The sequence below is a fragment of the Acinetobacter sp. ME22 genome, from assembly GCF_022012315.1.
GTDB lineage: Bacteria > Pseudomonadota > Gammaproteobacteria > Pseudomonadales > Moraxellaceae > Acinetobacter > Acinetobacter brisouii_A.
The window spans coordinates 93,368-119,655 of the sequence record NZ_JAKLTL010000007.1; the positions used below are offsets into that span (position 1 = coordinate 93,368).

17 protein-coding genes are annotated in these 26,288 nt (G+C 38.9%); 9 read left to right on the top strand and 8 right to left on the bottom strand.

Going from position 1 to position 26,288, the window contains the following annotated elements; translation table 11 throughout:
- Nucleotides 1-70: 70 nt before the first annotated feature.
- Nucleotides 71-958, top strand: a complete 888-nt coding sequence (locus tag LVY74_RS11270) for a LysR family transcriptional regulator (protein WP_237815139.1) — start codon at nt 71-73, stop codon at nt 956-958.
- A gap of 119 nt (nt 959-1,077) precedes the next feature.
- Here the strand turns inward: LVY74_RS11270 and LVY74_RS11275 are convergent, their stop codons facing one another.
- The 4 genes from LVY74_RS11275 to LVY74_RS11290 form a co-directional block, all read right to left on the bottom strand.
- Entirely contained in the window at nt 1,078-2,847 is a 1,770-nt protein-coding gene (locus LVY74_RS11275) for a tannase/feruloyl esterase family alpha/beta hydrolase (protein WP_237815140.1), read from the bottom strand.
- A gap of 222 nt (nt 2,848-3,069) precedes the next feature.
- Complete coding sequence (locus LVY74_RS11280) at nt 3,070-4,134, bottom strand: amidohydrolase family protein (protein WP_237815141.1); 1,065 nt, start codon at nt 4,132-4,134, stop codon at nt 3,070-3,072.
- Between the two features lie 113 nt (nt 4,135-4,247).
- Nucleotides 4,248-7,292 (bottom strand): diguanylate cyclase, encoded by a 3,045-nt coding sequence (locus tag LVY74_RS11285; RefSeq protein ID WP_237815142.1) that lies wholly within the window; start codon nt 7,290-7,292, stop codon nt 4,248-4,250.
- Nucleotides 7,293-7,419: 127 nt separating this feature from the next.
- A complete protein-coding gene (locus LVY74_RS11290) occupies nt 7,420-10,002 on the bottom strand; it encodes a bifunctional diguanylate cyclase/phosphodiesterase (protein WP_237815143.1) in 2,583 nt (860 codons plus the stop codon).
- 1,003 nt (nt 10,003-11,005) lie between these two features.
- On the opposite strand from LVY74_RS11290, the gene LVY74_RS11295 reads away from it, so the two are divergent.
- Nucleotides 11,006-11,527, top strand: coding sequence for an SPOR domain-containing protein (locus LVY74_RS11295; RefSeq protein ID WP_237815144.1), 522 nt, complete (start codon nt 11,006-11,008; stop codon nt 11,525-11,527).
- A gap of 60 nt (nt 11,528-11,587) precedes the next feature.
- Here LVY74_RS11295 and LVY74_RS11300 read toward each other — a convergent pair whose 3' ends face one another.
- Together LVY74_RS11300 and LVY74_RS11305 are read right to left on the bottom strand one after the other, a co-directional pair.
- A complete protein-coding gene (locus LVY74_RS11300) occupies nt 11,588-12,670 on the bottom strand; it encodes a zinc-binding metallopeptidase family protein (RefSeq protein ID WP_237815145.1) in 1,083 nt (360 codons plus the stop codon).
- 21 nt (nt 12,671-12,691) lie between these two features.
- On the bottom strand, nt 12,692-13,318 hold the full coding sequence (locus tag LVY74_RS11305) for a LysE family transporter (protein WP_237815146.1): 627 nt from the start codon (nt 13,316-13,318) through the stop codon (nt 12,692-12,694).
- Between the two features lie 193 nt (nt 13,319-13,511).
- Here LVY74_RS11305 and LVY74_RS11310 point away from each other — a divergent pair, with 193 nt between their 5' ends.
- The 5 genes from LVY74_RS11310 (at nt 13,512) to LVY74_RS11330 (ending at nt 16,923) form a co-directional block, all read left to right on the top strand.
- Entirely contained in the window at nt 13,512-14,291 is a 780-nt protein-coding gene (locus LVY74_RS11310) for a HesA/MoeB/ThiF family protein (protein ID WP_237815147.1), read from the top strand.
- Nucleotides 14,292-14,344: 53 nt separating this feature from the next.
- Complete coding sequence (locus tag LVY74_RS11315; RefSeq protein WP_237815148.1) at nt 14,345-15,640, top strand: ABC1 kinase family protein; 1,296 nt, start codon at nt 14,345-14,347, stop codon at nt 15,638-15,640.
- Between the two features lie 14 nt (nt 15,641-15,654).
- A complete protein-coding gene (gene folB / locus LVY74_RS11320) occupies nt 15,655-16,035 on the top strand; it encodes a dihydroneopterin aldolase (RefSeq protein WP_111892310.1) in 381 nt (126 codons plus the stop codon).
- Nucleotides 15,992-16,462 carry a 2-amino-4-hydroxy-6-hydroxymethyldihydropteridine diphosphokinase gene (locus LVY74_RS11325; RefSeq protein WP_237815149.1) on the top strand — a complete coding sequence of 157 codons (471 nt, stop codon included), beginning with the start codon at nt 15,992-15,994 and terminating at the stop codon, nt 16,460-16,462. Before folB ends, LVY74_RS11325 begins: the two co-directional genes overlap by 44 nt.
- 116 nt (nt 16,463-16,578) lie before the next feature.
- Entirely contained in the window at nt 16,579-16,923 is a 345-nt protein-coding gene (locus LVY74_RS11330; RefSeq protein ID WP_237815150.1) for a hypothetical protein, read from the top strand.
- 44 nt (nt 16,924-16,967) lie between these two features.
- Here the strand turns inward: LVY74_RS11330 and coq7 are convergent, their stop codons facing one another.
- The gene (coq7, locus tag LVY74_RS11335) at nt 16,968-17,603 is read right to left on the bottom strand and encodes a 2-polyprenyl-3-methyl-6-methoxy-1,4-benzoquinone monooxygenase (RefSeq protein ID WP_237815151.1); all 636 of its coding nucleotides are present in this window, start codon (nt 17,601-17,603) and stop codon (nt 16,968-16,970) included.
- A 3-nt stretch (nt 17,604-17,606) separates the two neighbouring features.
- Nucleotides 17,607-18,923 carry an MFS transporter gene (locus tag LVY74_RS11340; RefSeq protein ID WP_237815152.1) on the bottom strand — a complete coding sequence of 439 codons (1,317 nt, stop codon included), beginning with the start codon at nt 18,921-18,923 and terminating at the stop codon, nt 17,607-17,609.
- Nucleotides 18,924-19,062: 139 nt separating this feature from the next.
- On the opposite strand from LVY74_RS11340, the gene LVY74_RS11345 reads away from it, so the two are divergent.
- Both LVY74_RS11345 and LVY74_RS11350 read left to right on the top strand, forming a co-directional pair.
- Nucleotides 19,063-21,747: an autotransporter assembly complex protein TamA gene (locus LVY74_RS11345; protein WP_237815153.1), complete on the top strand. Its 2,685-nt coding sequence runs from the start codon at nt 19,063-19,065 to the stop codon at nt 21,745-21,747.
- Nucleotides 21,748-21,762: 15 nt separating this feature from the next.
- The gene (locus LVY74_RS11350; protein ID WP_237815154.1) at nt 21,763-26,271 is read left to right on the top strand and encodes a translocation/assembly module TamB domain-containing protein; all 4,509 of its coding nucleotides are present in this window, start codon (nt 21,763-21,765) and stop codon (nt 26,269-26,271) included.
- Nucleotides 26,272-26,288 lie beyond the last annotated feature (17 nt).

Sequence of the window (26,288 nt, forward strand, 5' to 3'; positions counted from 1 at the left end):
AGCATGATATCTTTTTAAAAAATTGAATAAAGTGCGTAAAATAAAAATCATTTTTTTAAAAATTCGAAAAATGGATACATTCAACGCACTTGAGATGTTTATTCAGACGGTCGATAAGGGCAGCTTTTCTGCTGTGGCTCGCTCTGCCGCAGTGTCAGTTTCCACCGTCACACTGGCGATTCAGCAACTTGAAAAGCAGGTGGGTGGGGCGCTATTTCATCGCACGACACGACAAATTGTACTGACTGAATTGGGGCAGCATTTCCTCAGTGATGCACAGCGTATCGTAAAAGATTGGCATAACAGTCTGGCACACCTCAATTCAGGCAATCTGCTGATGGGTGAAATCCGTATGACTGCACCGAATCATTTGGGGCGTAAGCGCTTACCGTATTTGATTGATCAGTTTATTGAAGTGAATCCACACATTGAAATTCAGCTATTGCTGAGTGATCATGTCGAAGATATGTTAAAACAACATATCGATGTGGCGCTGCGAACAGGGCCTTTGACTGATTCGCAGATGAAAGCACGCTTGTTGTTACAAGGTCGCAGAATGGTCTGTGCTGCGCCAAGTTATTGGCAACAATATGGAAAGCCTGAGCATCCGCAAGATTTACTTCAGCATAACTGTTTATTTTTAAATGACTTTAATGTGAAGCGGAATAACTGGAAGTTTCAGCAGCAACAGGAAGTTTTTACCGTTAAAGTGCAGGGTAACCGCAGTGCCAATGACGGGCATGTTTTGTATGAGTGGGCGGCAGCAGGGCAAGGCGCAACACTGCAAATGGAATGGGATATTGCTGAAGATCTAGAATCAGGCAAGCTTGAAACAGCTTTAGATGAGTATGCTTTGGCAAGTTATGATTTATTTGCGGTTTATCATGCGCAAGCCAGTTTAAAAGTGAAAGCATGGGTCGACTTTTTGGTTGCTCACTTGAATGTTGAGCATATATAACAAGGAGTTTTTGCTTTGGGACACACGAGCTAAAGCTTCGCAAATAAATCTTTCAATTTCTTACAACAATAAAAAAACCTGTGACACGAACGTATCTTGTCACAGGTAGATGGTCTAGTTTATTGAATAAAAGTATATGGCTTATAGAAGTCTTTCCCCATCCACTCGTACTGGTCTTTTACCACCAATAAGCGTTTAGGTTCATAGCTACTTGCCTGATTGACATCACCAGTCCCTTTGTAAGCCGCATAGTATGGATACGGATAAACAGGACGAGATGCTGCACCTTCAGGTACAGTACTTGCACTGAGTTTATCTCCACCACCCATCATACGCATTTTGGGTTTTTCACCCGCTTTTAATGCAGGTAAATCACCACGTTTTTTATCTGAGCCTACACCTGTTGGCTGACCAAAGCTGTTGTGCTCATCTGGATTTGCCTTGTATGTGGTAATGGCTTGAGGTGCGATGCCTTGTTCAACCCATTGGATCATTGGAGTGAGGAAATCCACCAAACTATTTCCTTCACCACCACTACAGTGATAAACACCAGGTAACAGGTACAAACGTTCAAACTGATCGCGACGGTCTACACCTAGAGCTTGACCAACAGCGTTGTGATAGGCAATTGAGTTCAGTGGAGAAATGTGTGGATCTGCCCAACCATGCCAGATAATTAACTTACCGCCAGCGGCTTTAAATGCTGATAAATCAGGATTAGTCGCATCATATAAAGGATGCAATTCTGAGAGTTTCTTAAAAGTCGCCGCATCAAATTTCATATCTTTCAGATCAAAATTTGCATCAGGATTTTTGACAAAACTTAAGTATTTCAATGCTTGTAAAGCGATCATATGGCTCATCGCTTGCTGATCGGCTGTCTGAGGAATGAATACCCCCGCCCATGCCAACTCTGAACCATATTGTGGGCCTGCAACAATCAGTTTTTCACCAGTCGTTGGGTCTTTTGGACCTTCGTACAGTTTTTTAAGTGTAGTGACCTGTTTTGCAGTTAAGCATTGACCATCTTTTTGTCCTGCTTTACAGAGCAGCACGCTCGGGTCAAAGTGACAGGCTTGTGGATCAGAAATGATGCCATCTTTTTGACCATCCAGTGCATCACATTTTGCAACGACAGCAGTATGAATAAGAGGTAAGTCTTTTGCTGTAATGATGGCTTTGCCATTTTTATCCGTATTACTGACGGCTTGCCAAGCATGATACAGGCTGTTTTGTGCCTGAAAATTCATGGCTGCTGCGCCTGCAATAATACCGTTGAAGTCATTTGGATAGCGCTGAGCTTCCATTAAAGCTTCACGTCCACCATCTGAACAGCCATTAAAATACGACCATTGTGGCTTTTGCTTATAATATTGCTCAGTAATGTATTTTGCTGAAACAGCCAGTAAATGTTGGGCACGAAAGGCGAAATCTTTACGCTTCTGCTCATCATTACCAAAATCTTGCTCAGATGCAGGGTGACCCATGTCGGTTGCAGCAACGACAAACCCATTGTTATTGTAGGTATTACAACCTGCTGCTGCACCGACCATCATGTTGATATTGCCACATAAGCCACCACAGCCAAGTTGCATATAGCGTCCTGTCCATGTGGTTTTCGGTAGCATGACTTTAAAGCTGATTTCAGGGGCTAAATGCCCTTCAGCAACACAATATTCGGTATTGTTGGTGGTGACTTCTTTGGTTGAAGTGATGCGACTGCCTTGTCCGCCAATTTGGCTTAAATTCAGTCCATTGAGTGATTCACAGCTTGATTGGGCTGGAATAATGATATTTTTTAAAGTATTGCTATCGGCAGCATGAGCACTATGCATACACCAAAACAGCGTTGAAAAAATAAAGAGTAAGTATCGAAAAGACCTTCTCATGCCATGAAGCTCCTTCTTAAAATAAGAGAGGGTAAATCAAAAACCTTGATTTACGGAATATAAAAACATGCTCAAAAAGGCTAGCATTTTTTTATGAATTAAAATGTAAGATTTAGAAGTCAATCTTTTAAAATTATAATTTATGAGTTTTATATTTTATTTTAAATTGGAATATAAAAAGGTCATATAAGAATATATGACCTTTATTAATGACGTATATGTCTAAAGTTTGAAAATACGTTTGGCATTTTCGCCTAAAATTAGATTCTTATCTTCAGATGAAATATTTAACTGTTTGATATAATCAGCACCTTTTAAGAACCAGTCACGACGAATTGGATAAGAACCACCATATAAAATATTTTCAGCACCGATCACTTTAACAGCGCATTCAAGTTGGGCTTGCCCCCATTGCGGTGCGCCAGACAGATCAAAGAAAATATTTTTCTTAAGTTGCTCACGTAAACGCTGATTGGTTTCAGCCGTAAAACGATCAACTTCATCGTGATATTCAGCCAGTTTAGGTGGGAAAAGCATTTCGGTAAATGCAAAAAATGCACCGCCCAACATGGAGTGAATCAGAGTTAAATTTGGAAACTCATCAAATAAACCACTAAATAACTCTCGTCCAACGGCTGTGGCTTGTGCAACACAGCGACCATATTGGCGACGTTGATTGGTATACGGCACAATCGAAGCATAGTCAGCAGGTAAAGGCGTGTGATGTACAACAACAGGAACTTGCAAATCATTTAAAAATTTAAAGAAAGTTTTAAACTCAGGTGCATCCAAATATAATTGTCCATAATGTGCAGCAAGCTGAACCCCAATAAAACCAGGTTGTGTTAAACGGTATTCTACTTCTTTGATGGCTTCCTTACTGCCCCAAGGTGGAACAACAGCAAGGGCAGAGAAACGTTCAGGCGCTTTGCTAATATGTTCTGCTAGACCATCATTCACCATCTTACAAGCATCTAAAGAAAGCCATTCTTGCCAGCATGGTAGACGAAAAATGGCGCGCTCAATCCCTGCCTGATTCATATCTTCAATACGACCTTCAAAGGTGTATTGATTCTCGGCGTAGTTGAGAACTTCATAACCTTTAGGCTGTTCAATAATGATTTGTCTTAATTCAGGATCATTGGTGATCGATTCAATACGGGTATGAATGCCATATTCTCTTGGTGTTGCATTTAAAAACAGGTCGAGGAGTGTTTCATTGCTAAATAAATCTTGAGGGAGCCAGTGCATATTGGCATCAATAATACCTGTTTTGAAATTCTTCATAATATTCTCACATCTTTTTAATATTTAATTTAATCGCATAATTATTTTAAGCCTTTTATTAAGTAATAATCACAAGAAATTTATTTTTATTTTAAATATAAAGAATCATTAAACTATGTTTTTTTATTTTTTGGCATGGTTTCTTGCCATAACGTTGAACGGTTTCGACCATTTCTTTTGGAGAAATATAATGCACTATCGGCACGTTCTAAACTATTTTCAATCGAATCATCAGGTTGTTTGAGCATATAAATGCCTAAACTGACAGCAAAAGAAATCATGCCAATATTGGCAACAATTGCAGGGTTGGAAATAATGCTTTCTCTAAAAAATTCGGCACGTTCAAATGCTTTAATCGCATTGGTATTGGACAGCAAAATCACAAATTCTTCGCCACCTAAACGACCTAGCAAGTCATTTTTACCCATATGCTCAGATAAAATTTTAACAAGATGCTTTAAAACCAAGTCACCAATTGCATGTCCATAGGTATCGTTGACGGCTTTAAAATGGTCGATGTCCAACATAATTAAGGCTGAACAAGGTGTTAGACCTTTATGAATATCATCTAGTTCAATTTGCAGGCGGTTTAGGAATGCACGACGATTACTAATACCTGTTAAAGCATCTGTAGAAGCCAATGCTTCAAGTTGAAATTCTCGTTCTTTTTGAGGGGTAATATCGTGGAAGATCCAGCATTGTCCAAGAAATTGCCGTGAATGGATGAGTGATAAATTTTCAATTTCTAAGTAACGACCATCTGGCAACATTATTGTTTTCTTAAAGTTTTCATCAGGTTCGTCCAACATTAAGCTGAGGTTAAAACCAATCGCTTGATAGAGTAATTTTTCAAGTTCATAGGTTGGAAGTTCAATTAACTCATTTAAAGACAAATTGAAGCCTAAGGTTGAAATCAACATTTGATTGGCTGCAACAGTGTGTTGCTTTTCATCAATCCCTGCATCGACCACTAAAATTCCTGAAGGAAAACGCTCGACCAATGCTTCAAGACGTTGTTGCGCTTTTACTAGACCAGATTCGGCACGATGACGTGCATCGACGTCATTGAGTGTCCAAATGGCATTTCCTAAATGATTTTCAGGGTCAAGTAAAGCCCCTTGTATATCAAACCAATTCATTTGACCTTTGTGCATGTACAACGGCCATTCGGCACGTACAGTACCTGTTTGCTGTACAGCCTGAAATAATTCAGCCAATTTTTGGTCGCTATTGTCATTTTGGTGAAGGCGATGAAATGTAATTTTCGTCTTTTGTTCACCATAAGGCAGATTGAATACAGTAGCTGCACGTTCATTGGCATATAAAATATCATGTTCTGAACTGGTGACAATAATCAAGGAGTTACTACGGTCGAGTACCGCTTTGACCAAATGTGAATGTTCTACACGTTTCTGAATATCGGTATAGGTTCCTAACATTTTAGTTGGTAATGCTGCATAATCTCGCTGGATGACTTTGCCACGTAATTCAACCCATAACCATGTATTTTGGGCAGTTTTTAAACGAGCCTCAAGGCGAAATTCATGATTATATTTTAAATGTTCAGAAAGCTGCTGCATCATCAGATCGTAATCTTGTGGATGTAGAAAACGATTTAAAAAATCTTCAAAGGACAGTTTAAACGCATTATTGGCATAGCCTAGCATTTCATAGCAGCGATTATCCCACTGTAATTCATCTGTCACATAGTTCCATTGCCATAAACCATCTTGGACAGCCATAAATGTGAGTCGTAAATGTTCTTCTTTTTGTCTTAAGGTTTCTTGCAACAATTCATCTTGAGTAATATCGAGAACATAACCATGCCATAAAATACTACCATCTTCTTCAGGCTGGGCTTTGGCATGATTACGCAACCAACGAACGGATTGATCTGCATCAATGACACGGTATTTGACATCCCACTCTTGATGACGATATACCGCATGACTGATGGTTTGACGTAGCTCATGTAAATCTTCAGGATGAATACACGCGGTCAAATAACGTAATTTAAAGTTTTCCTCAGAGAAAGGTTGAATGCTATGCAATTCAAAAAAACTTGGATTGGTAAAAGGCAGTGAAATAGATAAATCAGCATGGATACATACCTGAAATAAGCCACCAGGCACTTCATCTGCCAAATACATAAAACGGCGTTTTTGCTGTACCAGCATGGCAAGGTTGCGCTGACGTTGTAAAGCAAGCCATGCACTAATCAGTACAATCACCAATAAGAAAATTGTGCCGATCAAGTTATAAATAAAGTTACGATGATAAGCATTTTCTAAGGCTGAAAATGTATGTTCACGCTCAATCCCAGAACTTAGAATAAGTGGGAAACCTTCAATTTTCTTCCAAGCATACATACGTTGTAATTGATCTGGGCCTGTTTTTGCTTCGTATGTTCCACCGCCTGGGTTTTGTTTAAATAAAAATAAGCGTTCACTCGGTAAGGATTTGCCTAAAACTTTATCTTGATATTGTGAGCGTGCTAAATAAGTACCATCTTCACGCGCCAGTAAAATGACATCCACAGGATTATCAAAAATATTCTGAAAATATTTAGAGATATAATCAGGCGATAAAGAAAGAACCATGACTCCAATAAATTTATTTTGTTGATAAAGGGGTTTGGTTAGCTGAATGGTCCACTTTTTAGAAACTTTCCCCATGACGGGCTTGCTGATATACAGATCTATTTTTTGTTTTAAGTGAACCTGAAAATGCTCTCGGTCATTAATGTAAACCGCATCTTTGCCAGTTTTGACTTTTTTTAGGTTGGAATAAATAATTTGACCTTGCGCATCGGCAATTGAAATCTGAATAATTGAACCTTGCGGATAATTACTGATGACATTATGAATCGCACGTTGAAAGGCTGCATCATCATGCAACTCATAACTGTTTTTCATATCAATCATGCTGTAATTCAGCCCAGTAAAGAGAGTCTGAACTTGTACCGAGACAGCATTTGAAATTTGGCGAACCCGAACCCATGCTTGTTGTTCGGTTTGCTGATATAAAGTGCGTTGAGTATTTAAAAAAATACCCCAATACACAGCAATAGAAACAATAACAAAACAAGCACTTGCTAAGATAATAAAAGATGCAGGAGTTAAGTTTTTACGCCATACGCTTTGTTCAGAAGAAGGCATATACACACCACTACTCAATATCTAAGAAATCACAAATACCGAACTGCGATTTAATTGTTCTTAGCTGATTGTTGTTGCTATTTTTGAATATAGTCGTTGGATGGATCATCAAAACGAGTATATTTCCCTATACATCTTTCATTTGTCTATTTTGCCAAGAGATGTTCCATTCATCTAGCCAAGCTTTGAGTGCATTTGCAGGCAATGGTCGTGAAAATAAATAGCCTTGAGCAACTGAATATCCTTGCTGATATAAGATTTGATGTTGCTCAGCAGTTTCCACACCTTCTGCAACGATTGTTAATTGTAGCGTTTTTCCAATACTTAGAATAGCTCGACTTAATGCTTGGGCAACTTCATCATATTCTAAATCTGCCACAAAACTACGATCGAGTTTAAATTCTGAGATGGGTAAGCGACGAAGATAACTCAAACTCGAATACCCTGTTCCAAAATCATCCATAGATAAATGTACACCTAAGGCATGAATTTCATGAAGAATTTTCATGGTACAAGGGTGATTGTCTAAGAGAACACTTTCGGTAAGTTCGATTGTAAGTTCTTGGGGTTTTAAATGATGTAAATTTAAAATATCTAGAATTGTACTTGGAAGTCGAACACAATGAAAACTAGTTGGAGACAAATTCACTGAAACAGAAGGAATATTAATGCCTTGTGTGCGCCATTCTGCAAGTTGTCGGCAGGATTCTTGTATCACCCAATAGCCAAATTCGGTAATTAGTCCACATTCTTCTGCAATTGGAATAAAGCGCCCAGGTGAAATTTCGCCAAATTCAGGATGTGTCCAACGGGCTAGCGCTTCTACACCATATAAAGAACCTGTAACTAAATCAATTTGGGGTTGATAGTGTAAATGCAATTGATGATTAAACAGTGCATGTCGTAAATCATTTTCGATTTTTAAGTGACCTTGCAACAATTCATTCATTTCATGGCTAAAGAAGCAGAATTGACTACGACCACTATTTTTAGCTTGATCCATGGCAATATCAGCACGGTGTAATAAGGTTTCGATGTCACGTCCATCCATTGGAAACATGGCAACCCCGATACTTGCACTAATCGTCAAAATAGAGTTATTGATATTCATTGGTTCTGCCAAATGAATTTGTAACTCCTCAATCATTAACTGGGCTTGTTGATGACTACATTCAGGAAGAATAATCGCAAATTCATCTCCTGATAATCGTCCAACAATATCTACACTACGCAGATTCTTTTTCAGGCGAATTGCAATTTGAGAGAGTAGTTCATCTCCTACAAAGTGACCGTATGAGTCATTGATCATTTTAAAACGATCAAGATCAATATACAGCACCGCAAGAGGATCATCATTTCGAATACTTGAACTAATCACCTGATCAGATTTTGCAAGTAATAAACTGCGGTTCGGTAAACCTGTCAATTCATCGTAAAATGCCAATTGGCGGATACGCTGTTTGGTATGCTCACGTTCAAAGGCGAGTGAACATAAATTGCTGCAAGCATCAATAATCTGTTGATGAAGATTTTCAAGTTCTAGATCGCGAGCTTTTTTAAAATAAAAAGCAAATGTACCTACGACTTGATGCTGATTGTTAAAAATAGGGGTAGACCAACATGCAACGTAGCCTAAAGGTAAAATAGCTGCACGATAATTATCCCAAAGTGGATCCGTCGCAATATCATCAACAATGACAGGTCGACTGCGCCATGCAGCTGTTCCACATGAGCCTACATATGGGCCAATATGGATACCATTCAGACTGGCGCTATAAGCATCGGGTAAGCTTGGGGCTGCGAGGGGATGTAATTGACCTTGTGCATTGACTTCAATAATGGATGCAGTAATTTCTGGTGCAAGTAACTCGACTTCATTACAAATAATATCGAGAATTTCTGACAGGGGAAATTCTTTCGACATTGCATCAAGAACTTGATGCTGTAACGTTTCCCGTAATTTGGTAATTGAAATATCGGTAAAAGTAATAATCGTATATTTCCAGTTATTATCTGGATCAAACACAGGTTTTTTAATAATTTTTGCCCAGTAGCGGCGTGTTTTGCCAACCACTAATTCCTCATAAATAATCGTGTTATTTTCATTCAGTTCACTTTTATTCCATTGATAAATAAATAACGACAATGGATTTTTGCCTATAATTTCATGACGCTCCCAACCAAACATACGGTTGAAACCTTTATTACAATAGACAATTGAAGATGAATTATCAGTGATGAGTACTGCTGTATCATTGATGTCAGCAGCTAAAGAGAGATGGTCTAAATAACGCTGTTGCTCTTTCTCATGCTGTAAGCGAGCACTAATATCGGTGGCAATTTTTAAGATTTGAACAACATGACCATCGTGATCAAAAACAGGAGTATAGGTTGCTTCGAGCCAGCAGCTAGAATTGTCGCCACGAATCCGTTCTACAAAACCAGAATAAGGAATACCTTGGCATAAAGATGCCCAAAATGCCTCATAGGCTTTGCTTTGAGTAAATGAAAAAGGACAAAAGCTACGGTGAATCCGACCAATTGCTTCATCTTCTGTAATGCGGAATAACGCTAGGTAGTTTTTATTCGCCCATTGCAAAATACCATCTGGAGAAAACTCAGCGATAGCAATTGTTCTTTCAAGTGCTGCGAGTTGCAACGATGGCGTTGCCGTCCGTTTTGCTCGAGTGGTATACATAGTTTCCTTCATTATACTTTTTCCAAAGCATAGCAATTAGTCAAAATTTTCTTGATTATCAGCGATCCTAATTCTTTATTTTTTTATAAAATCAACTACTCCATGTCAATATTTACTCAACAGGTATAGCTCATCTTTTATCCATTACTATAGCATCATAATGTTTAAATGGCTGTTTTACCTTTGTTCATATTATACAAGATGTTAAAATTTGCAAAAAATAAAAATAAAAATTGCAGCATCTAAAAAAACAATTTTACCTGATAAATGTTGTAATATTCATTAAATAATGTTTTTTATCATTAAGATATTTTTAATATTTTATTTGTTTCTTTTTTGATGATTTTGTCCAGTACCAAAAATGCTTCGAGTAAACATGGTGGTGATAGGAAAGTTTGAAATATTTCGATGCTGAAAACTTGGAAAAAAGTGATCTTGAGTTGAGCCTCAGATTTGAAATATAAAGAGGTGGTCATTAACAGATATGGACTAAATCGAATAAAAAAATAAGCTAAATACTGACATTAAAATTAAATTATTGTATTTTTTATGGTATTTATAAACTTTTTTAAATTGATCAACATGACAGATTAATGATGGTTATCTCATAAAACATGTTAATTTTGTAACTAAATATTTCAAAAATTTAGATTAAATAAATAATAAAACACATAATTTTAGAGTTAATTTTTTATAATTTTTAGTGTATTTATAATATGATTCAAGTGTTTAGCATTTAAAGAATTATTTTTTATTTCAAGTTTATTTAATATTGAAGGCATGTGATTTTTATAAGAATGAATATAAAAAGTACAATAATTTAAGCTTTTTGATGGTTAATTGATCTTTTTTTTATACTAATGATTGAAAATCTGAGTCTTTTTTTACCAAATAGTATTTAAAAAATATATAAAAAACAAAATCATAATATTAAATATTTCATTATGTTTTTAATTATTTTTAAAATGTAGTTTTTTGTATATAATAGTAGAAAACGTGAACTAGGTAACACTTTATGAAAAAAATACTAATTCCTGTGCTTTCAATACTTTTTTCAGTAAATAGCACCGCAGCATCGAGCGAAAAAGAGAATATGTATTGTTTTTCCTTGCCTCAAAAACAAGGTGTATATGTATGTAAGCCATGGTCAGAATGGGCTGCAACACCAAATGATACAAAAATGCAGGTTAAAGCCAAAGATGTTGATCGTGCAGTTGAAGCAGCAACAGCACCTGTATTAAGTAAAAATAAGCAATTAACCAGTGCTGAAGCACGTAGTTTACTGGAAAATGGCGATCGTACTTGGATGGTGCAAATAGCATTGGCTGCAAATGAAGCAAATGCAGACAGTATTGTTTCGAAATTAAAAGCAAAAGGTTATCCAACCAAGAAAACCACGACTTCTAAAGGTGTGCGCGTGATGGTTGGACCAAATGATTATCAAACAGCAGCAGAATTGAAAAAGAAAATCCAAGGCGATAATAGCTTAGGTGCGCAATCTGCATGGTTGTTTAACTGGGGTGCATCAGTACAATAATACATAGTTTCCTAGTCATGTTCGTTTTTGCTCGGTTAACCCCCGAGCTTTTTTTTGCCATCAACGTGCGTGAATAATCCGCTGATGAATATCAAGTAAGCTGCGATGAATAAAGTGAAGTTTACTTAAAACAATACCTGATAAAGTAAATGGGTAGGCATCTTCTTGCCCCATACTGCGATTTAGACCATTTAAAATATAGGTTAAAGCAAACCAGTTGCTTAGAGTTTGTTCAAAATCATGTGATAGCAACGGTGGCTCTTTAAAATTAATATCGGGATCAATGGTATGTTGCCCCTGCATTTTTAAACCTGCGTGATAAGCCGTATCGAGTGTGTCCATCATATGTAAGTAGTGTGCCCATGTTTCTGCCCAGTCTTCCCAAGGATGTGCACAAGCATAACGACTAACATAAAAATCTGACCAATTTTTGGCAGGGCCATTTTCATAATAAGCTTCTAATGCTTGAGCATAGTCTTGACGTTCATCTCCAAAGTGTTCACGGAACTCTTCTAACCATTCTGGGAAGAAGTGCTGCATAAGATCAAAGTAATAGTGACCACTTTCATGACGGAAATGACCCAATAAAGTCCGATAGTTTTCCGCCATATCTAAACGGGTTTTGACCCGAATCACGATATCCGCTTCACTGGCATTTAAGGTGATCACACCATTTACATGTCCTGTCATTACAGGTTGATCTTCATAAGGCATCAGAAAATTAAACTGTAAACCTAGGCGATCATGTTCGTCTTTTTTGGGTTTTGGAAAGATATCAAGTTGTTTTGTCAGATAAAGAAAATAGCGTTTTGCAGATTCAATATGCCGCCAATACTGTAAATTTTTTTCAATAGATAAATCGGGAATAATATGTGTTAACTGACAGGATTCACAATAGAGCTGATCTTGATCAGCAGGAATAACCCAGTTACAAGACTGGTGAGTCGAATAATTATAACAAGGTCGATAATAAAGATAAGGATCTTCAGGGTTTAGGCTGCGCCATGTTTGTGTGTCAATTTTAGCAAATGAACCCATTTGATTCATATTGAGCTGAAAGCCCAAAACGGTTGAGCAATATTGACAAACGGTATTCTGGAAAAAAACCTGATGTTTGCAATTTTCACAATAAAATACCTTCATGCTGAGATCTTCCCGTCAAATTTAGATTTTTTGGCGCACTAGACTTAACAGCATGGCAGCGACACCATACATTGATGCAAAAAAACGATTCACCAACTTGAGTTTTTTATACGATTGAAAGAGGTTGGACGCTTTAGATGCCAAACCTGTATAACCCAGCATGACAATCACATCAATTGGAATCATAGTCAGCATCATGATCAGATACTGTTTCAATTGTGGTGCTTGAGGATTAATAAACTGCGTAAAAATTGCCAAAAAGAACACAATTGCTTTGGGATTGCTCATGTTGATCAGAAAACCTTTAAAAACAGCGAGTGGGATTGAAAATTGCTGTTGATCAGTTTTGATGGCGATTTGGTTCACTGGTGCTTTCCATTGTATATAAGCCAAGTAAATCAGATATAAAACACCAAGCCATTTCACCCCAAGAAAAATCATGGGAAAAGTGGTGAGCAGCATGCCTAAACCTGTGGCTACAATCAAAATTTGCAGCATTAACGCGAGCTGTAAACCTAGAATATTCCAAAGCCCGCGTAAAAAACCATGACTTAAGCCATTGCTCATAGATGCAATTGCACCCGCACCCGGAAATAAGCTAATTACCCAGCAAGCAGCAAAGAAAGATAGCCAAAGATGGAAAGACATAAATCGGAAACCAAGACTTAAAGGCATGTTTTACACTGTTTTTACTGTGAATGAAAGAGCCAAAATTGTGATCAATGAAGGGGCTATTAACTGCCTATTCTCATGTTCATTTGCAAAGAGTAATGCTATTTTTTTTCTAAACACGCTACACTTAGCCCTCTGTTTTTCAGCAATATAAATTGGATTGTCCGTGATGGATCAACAAACTGATATTTGGCAACAACTCAGTGATGATGAAATGCATTTCTATAGCCGACAAATCTTATTAGAGGGTTGGGATATTGATGCACAGGAAAAACTCAAACTTGCCAATGTTCTGCTGATTGGGGCTGGTGGACTGGGTTGTTTAACTGCCGAGCTATTGACTCGTGCTGGTGTGGGCAAGATCACGATTTTAGATGGCGATCAGATTGAAACCAGTAATTTGCAACGCCAAGTTGCATTTCAACCACAAGATATCGGATTTTATAAAGCGGAAACTTTGGCAAAACGATTAAAGCAGATTAATCCACATATTTGTGTTGAAGCACACAATATTCGTCTGACGGAAGACAATGCGGCAGATTTTATTGCAGCACAGGATTTGGTGCTCGATGGCTGTGATCAATTTATCACACGCTATTTGGTGAATCAGGTGTGTACGCAACAGGCTGTTCCTTTAATTAGTGCCTCCGCGATTGCTTATGAAGGGCAACTGTTTATGGTGATGCCAGATTCTGCTTGTTATGAATGTATTTTTCCAAAAGCTGAAAGTCAGGATGAAAGTTTGCGCTGTGCCAATTCTGGTGTGCTTGCAACGACACCGAATGTGATGGCGAGCTTACAGGCGCATCATGCCTTGTTGTACTTAGGTTTAAATTTGACGCCATTGAAACAAAAATTGTTACTTTGGAATGGTTTGACCATGCAGCAACGCATTGTTAAATTTGATAAAGATATAAATTGTCCAAACTGTCAGGCAAGAACTGCATGACAGAAAGTTTTTTTTGCTACACTAGTTTTAGATTTGAATTGGCATGATTGCTTATGAAAAAAAATATTTTGGTTGATGGTTTACGCTCTGTCGCCCGTATGGGGGAAACGGCAGTTGTTGCTGCCAAAGCAGGCTATAAATACGCAACTGTAAAACCAAGTAATGCTAAGCTGATGCGCGAAACTTTTGAAGAGTTAGGTTCGACGTATATTAAGCTCGGGCAGTTTATTGCCAGTACACCATCCTTATTTCCACGTGAATTCGTGGAAGAGTTTCAGGGCTGTTTAGACCAGACACCGAAGCTTCCATTTAGCTATATTGAAGAAGTACTGCAACAAGAATTTGCAGGTAAAAATCTTCATGACATTTTTGCCTCTATTGAAGAAATTCCACTTGCATCCGCCTCAATCGCACAGGTGCATGCTGCAAAATTGGTCAGTGGTGAAGATGTTGTCATTAAAGTCCAAAAACCTGGTGTTGAAACCATTTTGTACACCGACTTAAGTGTGTTGCACTGGGCAACCAAAATTTTAGAAAAAGCAGTTCCTAAAGTGAAATTTGCATCACTGGCGGATATTGTTGAAGAAATTAAAACTCGTATGGTGCGTGAAGTTGATTTTATTGAAGAAGCGCAAAATCTCGATGATTTTGTGGATTATCTCAATGCAACGCATAATCAAGCAGCAACAGCACCGAAAGTCTACCATCAGTATTCGACACGCCGTGTGCTGACCATGCAGCGTTTGTATGGTGTGCCATTAACTGATTTTGATGTGGTCAAGCATTATGCTAAAGATCCATCTCAAGTGTTGATTACTGCCATGAATACATGGTTTGGTAGTTTGATGATGTGTAAAAGCTTTCATGCAGATTTGCACGCAGGCAATTTAATGTTGCTTGAAGATGGTCGAGTGGGCTTTATTGATTTTGGCATTGTTGGTCAGTTAAATCCTCAGGTTTGGACAGCGTGTATGGCATTTATGGATGCTTTGCAGCACACTGATTATCAGGCAATGGCTGAAAATATGCTGAAAATGGGAATGACCAATACTTCAGTCGATACCGCAATTTTGGCGAAAGATATTGAGCGATTATTTAGCGGTGTCATTTTGACAGATCCGCAAAAAATCCTGTCAAGTAATCCAGCCGATCTCAATGACATCATGCTCGATATGGTGTCGATTGGTGAACGTCATGGCATTCATTTCCCAAGAGATTTTGCTTTACTGTTTAAGCAAATGCTGTATTTTGACCGTTTTATGCGTGTACTTGCGCCGTATACCGACATTTATGCAGACCAGCGTTTGCATATGGTTCAAAGCCTTGATACCCCTGTGCTGAAACATTAATGGTTGGAAAATGTATGGATGCCATTATTATTGAAGGCTTAAAAGTGGATACTGTGGTGGGATGTTTTGCGTGGGAGCGTCAAATTCATCAACCACTCATGTTGGATTTAACAATTCAGCATGATTTGTCTAAAGCGGCACAATCCGATGATTTGCAAGATACCATTAACTATGCTCAAATTTGCGAATTGAGTGCTGAAGTCATTCAGACGGCTCAACCCAAATTAATTGAGCATGCCGCGCAGCTTGTGATGCAGCGCTTGTTTCAAGAGTTTGATGGAATTGAGACCATTACACTCACTATTCGTAAGCCTGCGATTATCGCGCAAGCCAATTCTGTAGGAATTCGTCTTGAACGCCAACGAAACGATTTTTGCGCTCGCACTGGCGAGTAATTTTGAGCCTGAGCCGCATTTGGCTTGGGCAATTCAGCAATTAGCGACTTTAGGACCGCTAGAGCTGTCACATGTTTATCAGATTCCATGTCGGGATGGGGTGGGTGCAGATTACTTAAACTGTGCTTGTGTGCTGCGTAGCCACTTATCTAGTCCTGAAATGTTAGATCTCTTAAAAGATTTGGAGCATCAGGCGGGACGAGTACGTCCATCTCATAAAATTTCATTGGATATCGACCTGATTGCTTTTGGGCAAAATTTATCTGATTTACAGCTGAATCAGAAGAAACTGCCTTTTGCACTCGATGTCAAAATTCCGATGTATGAACTGATTGCCTCGGATGATTTTGTTTATTCAGAACAGGTGGATTACCCAAAGATACGTTTAGCTTTAAAAAAGCCTGAGCGTGCAGTTGTTACATCATAAAATCAAAAGCCAAGTTTAAACTTGGCTTTTTTATGTCAAACGAAGTATACGTTTGTAGATTACAAGATTTGCTTGAATAAATATAAATGATTTTTTAAAAAACTAAGAGGATTGATATGCCAAGAAAATATACAGAATATAAAACTCTTATTCCAACTAAAGAATGGAGTAGAAATACATATTCTAATGCGAAGCCAGTAGCTTATCTAAAAGCGCCTTCAAATCGTAAGATTATTTATATTGAGAGTGGTGAATATCGTAATGCAGATATAAGTGGCTATTTTATGCTTGCTGATGTTGATAATCCGTATTCTACTTATAAGGGTAAACCACGAATTGAAGTTGAATGCTTATGGTTTAGTACACGACCTCAAACGACAGGTCTAAATATTACTCTTCATAAACCTGAACAATTTATAGAAAATTATCAGGGTGATGTGATTTCTGATTTTGGAATTTGATCTATCGAAGTGATCTGTCATAAAGCAGATCACTTCGATACTTATTAAATATAATAACTGGTCTTAGTCATCAGCTTGGAAATCGCTGTCATGGTGATCCGCACAGGAAATGGCAAATCAACACCGCCTGCATGCAATGCTGTATCCCGATGATGTAATTCATCTTCATTCATTTGTTCTAAGATTTTACGGGAACGATCATCTTGCTGAGGCAGTTGGCTTAAGTGATCATTGAGATGCAAGCTGACTTGACGTTCGGTTTCTGCAACAAAACCAAGACTGTATTGATCTCCTGCAATGCCTGCGGCTGCACCCATTGCAAAAGAAAGTCCATACCAAACAGGGTTTAAAATACTTGGAACACTATCTAGTTCTTTTAAACGGTCTTCACACCAAGCCAAGTGGTCTTGTTCTTCAATGGCTGCCTGTTCCATTTCACGGCGGACATTGGGAAGTTTTGCGGTTAACGCTTGTCCATGATACAGCGCTTGAGCACAAACCTCGCCACTGTGATTGACGCGCATTAAGCCTGCAACATGGCGAGCTTCACTGACGGACAAGGGGGCAGATGTGGTTTGTGCTGGATTCTCTCGATGAGCTGAGGTTGCCCCAGGCACTAAACTGCGTAAACCTTGGTCAAAAGACTGAATAAGACGATCAATGCCTGAATAATGACGCATAACTTAATCCTCTAAAGCATTGTGTGTGCGATCTAGTAATGGTTTTAATTTCAATAATAAACCCATGCAGAAGATAGCACTAAATATGGCGGTCATGCAGAATAAAATTTGCATATCCAGTTTGAAAACACTCAAAATTAAAATCGAGAAGATGGCGGAAGCCACCATAAAAATTGCATTAAAGATATTATTTGCAGCAACGACTCGTGCGCGATGTGAAGCAGGCGAATAAGCTTGCATCATGGCATATAGCGGAACGATGTAAAATCCGCCACTAATGCCGAGCATAATGATGGACAGCATCACATGATAGTAAGCTAAACCCTGAGTAAACATGTCTTTTAGACCCAATAAATTGTCATGACTTGGTACTTGATACATTGCCCATGCTAAGTAGAAGGCAAAGATTGTTAAGCCGACAGCGCCAATCGGAACCATTTTAATATTAATTTCTGCTCCCCCAATTTTACGGCAGAGTAGAGAACCAATACCAATGCCCACAGAAAAGAAAGTCAACAGTAAGCTCACGACATTTTCAGAAGCATGTAAATATTGATGAGTAAGTTCTGGAATTTGTGTCAGATAGGATGCACCATAAAACCAGTACCAAGAATTTCCCATCAAGATTAAAAAAATAATCGGGATGTTTTTGGCGTATTGGATGGTTTGCCAACTGGTACGAAAAAAATTCCAGTCTATTTCTAAATCAGGTGCACTGATACGTTGGGTGAGAATAAAACGACTGGAAAAATAGCCTAAGCCAGCAATAATTAACACGGTGACACAGACCCAAATCAGGCTGCTATGTGAAATTGAAATCACAGCGCCACCTAAAATCATGCCAAATAAAATTGCTAATGATGTTCCTGTCTGGAAAAGTGCATTGCCTGACATCAGTTCATTGGGTTTTAAGATTTCTGGCAAGATGGCATATTTGATGGGGCCAAAAAAAGTCGAATGAACCCCCATTAAAAATAGAGCAAAAAGCAGTAACCAAATTTGTCCAAGCATAAAACCTAGACTCCCAATCGACATAATGATTAGTTCTAAAATCTTAATGCCGCGAACCAGTTGGGAGCGCTCAAACTTATCCGCAATTTGTCCTGCTGTTGCAGAAAATACAAAATAAGGCGCAATAAATAACAATGCAGCCAAGTTATTGAGTGTACTGACATTGCCAGAATTATGCTGAATGAGCCCGTAGGTAATCACCAGCAATAATGACTGTTTGTAGACATTATCATTGAGTGCACCAAAGAACTGGGTCAGAAACATGGGGAGAAAACGACGTGAAGTCAGCAAGTTTTGTGGTTTTTCCATGCGTTCTGCACTCTAATTTAATGAAGAATTGTTAGTGAAGAGTATCTCATAAATAAAATCATGTATGATACTGACAAGCTTGGCATTAAAATTGTTTAAGTCAAAATTCATCTTTAAAATAACAATGGTTGTTGTTTTTATGCATGTTTACGCACATTTCCCAAAGACCATTTTGGTCAAACATCTACAGATGATTTTAAAAATAAACCAGATTCCTAAATGGGTATGTGTAAGTTTAGTGTGTGGTGTTTGTCAGCAACAACTGTGGGCTGAAGACACTTTAACTACAGAAAATGCATCTGACACAAGCGCTGTATCAAATAGTTCTAAAGGGCAAGCTTCGTCAGTTACGCCGTCATCTACTGCTGTAGGGACAGATGACAGTCTGCAAATGTTGCAACAGCAGCAACAAAACCAACAGATCAGTGATTTTAAACCGATTAGTTTTGATGATCTTGAGCAAATGCCTGAAAGTCGTATTGATCCTAGCATGGCAAATGAGATTGAGCGTGAAGCTGAGCAAGCCAAACAAGAGGCACAAAATAGTCGCCCAACCACTGCAATTCCTGTGACGAGCACGACGACCCAAACCGCTCAGCAGGTTGCTGGATTACAGCAATCACCTGTGAATGTGGATCAATTAATGAGCCAAATTCAAACTGACCAAAATACAACCGTGACCGCGGGAACATCTTCAGGATCAGATAGCAATGACAATACGTTTGAATTGTCTACAGCAAAGACTCAAGAAAAACCTAAAAGTTTTTTGCAAAAAGCAGTAGCTAAAATTAAGCCTAAAAAAGATCTCAACGCGGTCAGTGTTCCTAAAATATCGGTGACAGTCACAGGTGCACCAAAAGAATTACAAGAGAATATTAAAAATAAACTTTCTAGTTTTACCACAGAATCATTTTCTGACTATAACCCAGCATTACCACAACTTCGTACAATGACAACGCAAGCAGCTCAAGCTGTGGGTTATTACAATGCACAGTTTAAATTTAGTAAGACAGGCAGTGATCAGGTTGCTGTGCAGGTCACACCAAATGACCCTGTGAAAGTTGAAACACAAAATATTGAATTTTCAGGTGCTGGCGCAAAAAGCCCGCAATTCCAAGTTATTCGTTTAATTCCTGATTTGGATGTGGGGAGCATTTTAAATCATGGTTTGTATGAACAGACCAAAACACGGATTACCACAGCTGCTACTGAAAATGGTTTCTTTGATGCATATTGGCGCTTGCATGATGTAAAAGTGCAATTGCCTGACAATAAAGCAGATATTAATTTACGTTATGAAACGGGCGAGCGTTATAAATTAGCCAATGTCGAATTTCGAATGAGTGATCCATCGAAACCACTTCCATTGAAACTCAAAGTTTTACAAAGTATGGTGCCGTGGAAAGATGGGGATGATTATACCTTTTGGCGTGTTAATACTTTAGCCAACAATTTAACGAACTCTCGTTATTTTAACTGGAGTTTGGTTGATACGATTAAGCCTGACCCAATAATTAAGTCATTAGAACTTGCGCCTGATATTCAAAAATTGGTGGATGAGCAAAAACTGCAAGAAACTACCGCTGTTCAACAATCGCAGGATGCAAATAGCAAGCGAGCGAATTATTCGGATCGGGAAGTCACACAAAGTGTTGTGGATGAAAACCAGTTTGCGGGCGCTGATCAAAATACCAAAGTGGAAGGTCTAGAAACCAAGGCACAACAAGCAGAGAAAAAAACGGAGAAGGAACAGTTACAAGAGCAGGCGCGAGCAGAGAAAAAAGTCCCTGTCATTGTGACTTTAAATGCCGATAAGCTTAATAATGCTGAACTTGGTTTAGGTTGGGGAACTGATACAGGCCCACGTATTCGTGCGCAATACCGCCGTGCGATTGTCAATAGCTCAGGGCATTCTTTTGATGCCAACATGGAAGTTTCTCAAATTCGTCAAGCAGTTGATGCTCGTTATAGTATTCCGAATAAAGACCCGCTCAATGATTATTTCAGCTTGGTTGGTGGTTATGAACGTGAGAAATTTGATGGTGTTGGCCCTGGCATGAGTTTGACGACAGAATCGGCTGTTGTTGGTGCAGAACATTTAATCAAAAATCCTTTGGGGAATTGGCAGCAAACTTATGGTTTCCGCTATCGTTTAGACCAAATTCATCAAATTGGAGAGGTTGATAGTGCTGATGTCCCAGATGCTTTCTTAAAACCTGGTTCAAACCCTCAACAGCAAGCGTTGTTATTCGGATATCAAATTGCACGGACAGATAGTAATAATCCAGTTAACCCAACCAAAGGTCTTAAACAGAGTTATAAAATTCAGTTAGGCTCAAAATCAGCTATGTCTGATGCCAATATGGCAATTGTCAATGCAGACTGGAATGCGATGTATTCGTTAGGTAAGAATTATGATCATCAATTCGTTGCCAGTTTGCAATTTGGTTATATTTTTACTGATGATTTTGCCAATGTCCCATATAACTTACGCTTCTTTGCTGGTGGGGATCAAAGTATTCGAGGCTTTGACTATAAGAGCCTTTCACCTACAGAGGACGGTTATAAAATTGGTGGGCAGGCTTTGGCTGTAGGTTCTTTAGAATATAACTATCAGTTTAAAGAAGGGTGGCGTGCTGCAATTTTCTCCGATGTGGGTAATGCTTACGATAAAAATTTTTCCAACTCAACTGCATATAGCGTAGGTTTGGGGATTCGTTGGCAGTCACCGATTGGCCCGATTCGTCTAGATGTGGCTTCTGGAATTTCAGATCCAAATCATCCGATCCGATTACACTTCTTTATTGGCTCACAATTACAATAAGGTTTCTCAACACCCATGACTGATCAACAACAGCCGCAACCACAATCTGAACTTATTGTAAATAAACGCCGTATTGGACGCACGATTGCACTGACATTTTTAGGCATATTGTTGCTCTTGGTGGTTGCTTTAGCGATGATGGTTTCAACAGATCGAGGAAGCCGTTTTTTGCTTGATCGTGTGTTGCAAAGCCAAAATATGATCAGTTATGAATATGAGGGTGGTAATTTTTTACGCGGATTAACTTTAGGTAAACTCGATATTCGAGTTAGCGGTATTGAGGTAAAAGTCAAACGTGCTAAAGTTGTGATCGGTTGGCGGGCGATTGTACAAAAAGAGCTACATTTTAGTCATGCCGATGTGCAATCTTTGGAAATTATTGATAATAAGCCGCCAAGCAATGAACCATTTAAATTTAATCAAATTAAATTGCCCTTTACCTTACGTTTAGATCAGGCAACCTTAGATCATTTACAGATTCGTGTTCGAACAACAAAAGTTGATTTTTATAACTTAGCATTACAAAAAGCATTATGGTCAGGGACTGAATTAAAATTTAAAAATTCACGCTTTGATATGGGGTATTTAAATGTCAAAAATGCTTCAGGGCAGATGAAATTTGAACAGAAATACCCTTTAGAAGCGACAGGAACGCTCAATATTCCTGCATTACATGCACTAAATATCCGTGATATTACGGTAAAAGCAGGTGGAACACTTGACACGATTACAGCAGGTGCCGCCACTCGTACTCCTGACTTGCTTTCTGCGCGAATGATTATTCAACCCTTGCGTGCGCATGTGCCTATGCGTGGGCAGGCTAATTTTAAGCACTATTACTGGCCGTTAATGACCGCTCAGAAACTTTGGTCAAAATCAGGTGTTGCAAAAGTCGATGGTACTTCATCGGGAATGAATATTCGTGTCAGTACCGATCTGCGAGGAAAAGATATTCCTGAAGGTAATTACCAAGCGGAGATGTTTACTGACTATATTCATCAATTGAATATCAGTAAATTTACGGGTCAAGTCATGCAAGGTCAGGTGCAGGCAACAGGTTTGGTGAATTGGCAGCATGCTGTACGTTGGGAAGCTCAGGGACATATGCAAGGGATGCAACCTAAAGATAAGCTGGTACCTGCGAGTATTCGTGATTTTCTACCCCCTAATTTAAATGGCACACTGGCATCAACAGGAACTTTGGAAAAAGGTTTACATGTCAATGCATCTGTCGCTTTTGATCAGTATGAAACATGGAAATTAAAGCTAGACCAAGCGCCTGAGAAAAATAAAAAAGTACAACCGATGTTCTTGAATCTGGCTTGGCAAAACATTCATCGTGAACTGCCCTATATTGGTTGGTTAGATAGTGCATCGGGTCAGGTCAATTTAAATCTGCAACAGGCTCAGGAAAATATTCAAGTTTCAACACAAGTGACCAAAAATCCAAAAGGTTTATTACCAACGGGACAATATTTGGCAAAAATTAATTTAAAAAATCAGGATTTGAATATTTCTGAGTTTAAATATATCACCCCAGAGGGTGGCTTGACTGGACATGCTGTATTACAACTACCAACAGAAAAGCGTCAGTTAAAATGGAATGCAGCACTCACCGCCAACCATTTCAATCCACAAACTGTACTCGATGCTGCGCCAGTTGACTTGCTGAATGGTCAGTTGAGTGCAACAGGTTATGCCAATAAAAATCAGCATATTATGCAGTTCAAGGGAATTGACCTGACAGGGCATTTGGCAGGTCAGGGCAATGACACTGTACATTTGACAGGAACATCAACAGTCGCCGTTATTTTAAATAATGATCAATCAGGGGGCGGTTTAAAAGGCTATGCCGTTCGTTATAACGGTGCTTTACAGTCTAGCCGTGTGCCAAATAGCGCAGGAGCACTGCAACTCAATCTGTCAGGAACATCTGATTTTATTAAAATTGCCCGTTTAAGCCATGATGGTGCAGCAGGAAAAATCTTGGCAGATGGTTTGGTCAGCTTGAAAAATGGAATTGCATGGAAGCTAAATGCTGCCTTAGTACGCTTTAAACCACAGTATTTTGTGAGTGGTGCAAATGGTGAAATTTCAGGGGTTGTCAAGACTGAAGGTTTATGGTCGGATGCGCTAAAACGAATTAGTATTCAGCAGCTTAACTTGGCTGGAGTAATTAACCGTCAAGTGATTCGTGGTAAAGGCAACTTGGCTGTGGTGATTAATAGTCATCAAAAAGGGTTCGTGCCACAGCAGTTTGAAGCCAATAACCTGTTTTTAGCTTATGCAGGGAATCAAGTGCAAGCGACAGGCAATGCACAGAGTTTACGCCTTCAGATCAATGCACCTGCGTTGTATGCTATTTACTCAGGGTTGCGAGGGCGAGCATATGGTTATCTTGATATGCAAACCCAACCACGTCTTAAAGCAACAGCAAACCTTGCTGTAGACAATTTTGCCTTTAAAGATTTGTTGAGTATTCAGAAATTACGCATACGTGGTGAGTTGCCGACATCAGAGACTACACCAAGTATGTTGAAGGCAGAAATGACCAATTTACGCCGTGGCAACCGACAAATTCAATATGGTGCGGTCACTGTTGCAGGTACACGTAAAGCCCATATTTTGCAGTTGCAAGGTTGGAACAACTACTCAAAATTTTATGTACAGCTTGCGGGTGGATTCAATTCCAATAATGATTGGACAGGGCAAATTCAAAAAGGTGTATTTGACTCTGTCCGCGCAGTGTTGACTCAGCAACAAAATGCCAATGTAATTTATCGTAGTGCAAATCAACAGTTATATATTGGACAGCACTGTTGGAGTAGTAAACAAAGCCAATTATGTTTTGATCAACCGATTCAGGTGAGTCCAAACGCTGGTAATGTTTCATTTATAGCAAGTAATCTGGATTTAAGTGATTTTACTGCATTTATGCCAGATGGCTTTGCGATGACAGGTCAGCTCAATGGTTATGCCAAAGCATCTTGGGCACAAGGTCAGCGTCCAAATATTGATGCTAAATTGATCACTCAAAATGGTCAAATTGGTGTGACAGCAGACGATCCTGATGATCCTGATACCACCACCAGTTATCAACAACTGAGCTTGATTGCCAAAAGTGTGTCACAAGGCTTGTTATTGCGTTTAGATGTCAAAACTGAAAATATCGGGACAGGTTATGCCAATGTGGTTATCAATCCGTATAACGATGCTTTACCGATGCAAGGAGAAGTTGCATTTGACCGTGTAGATCTCAAATTCCTTAAACCGTTTGTACAAGATATTCGCTCAATTGCAGGGACATTGGCTTTTGCGGGTAAAATTAATGGGACGTTGAGCAAGCCATTGATTACGGGTGATTTGCGTTTAAAAGATGGCGCACTGAGTTTGGTTTCTGTTCCACTGAATATTCAAAATATTCAAGTGTATTCAGCAATCCGTGAGAATCATGCAACGATTCAGGGTGGTTTTAACAGTGGTAAAGGCATTGGCAAGCTTGATGGTCAAATTGACTGGGCAGGTGAACCTCGTGTCCAACTCAATCTCAAGGGCGATAACCTCCTGATCCGACAAGCACCATTAGTGACGGCTGTCATGAATACCAATATGGCGCTTGATATTTTACCTCTAAAGAAAAATGTCAGCGTCAAAGGCTCAATTGAAATCCCAAGAGCTTTAATCAATATGCCTGAGTCGAGTGCCAATGTGGTCAATGTATCCTCAGACGTTCGGGTGCTTAAAGCAGGACAGGATGCTTTACAGGTATTACGTCAGTCTAAACCGTGGAATATTCAGGCAGATATTGATTTGAGTTTAGGAAGTAAAGTTATTTTCCAAGGCTTCAATAGTCGTATTCCATTGGTGGGTCGTTTATTTTTGACGCAGCGTGGACTGGAAACTGCGATGAGTGCAAATGGTGCGATTGGTGTCAGTCAAAAAGTGAAAATAGAACCTTATGGGCAAACACTCGATTTAAATCGTGCGATTGCACGTTTTAATGGACCAGTGGGTAATCCAACTTTGGATATAGATACCACCAAGAATATTTCAGGAACGATCGTTGGTGTCAGGATTACAGGAACAGCATCTTCTCCAAATATTCAAGTGTATAATGATGGCGGTTTGTCTGAACAGGAAGCCCTGAATGCATTGCTTTCTGGGCGAATCAATGAAGGAAGTAGCAGTTTAAGTCAAACAGCAAGCTTCAAATCCGATGTTAACAATACCCTAGCTGCTGCAGGAATTAGTTTGGGGTTAGGTGGCACACGTGCCTTTACCAATCAGATTGGTCGTACTTTTGGTTTAAGCGGATTGGCATTAGATGCTGAAGGAACTGGTGATGATACACAACTCAGTGTTACAGGATATCTCACCCCAGATTTGTATTTGCGTTATGGGGTTGGTGTTTTCAGTAACGTCAATAAACTGACATTGCGTTATCAAATGAATAAACGTTTATACTTAGAAGCGAGTCAGTCCACAGAACGAGCCATAGACTTTTTCTATAATTGGCGTTTTTAATTTTTTATTTTGGAGTA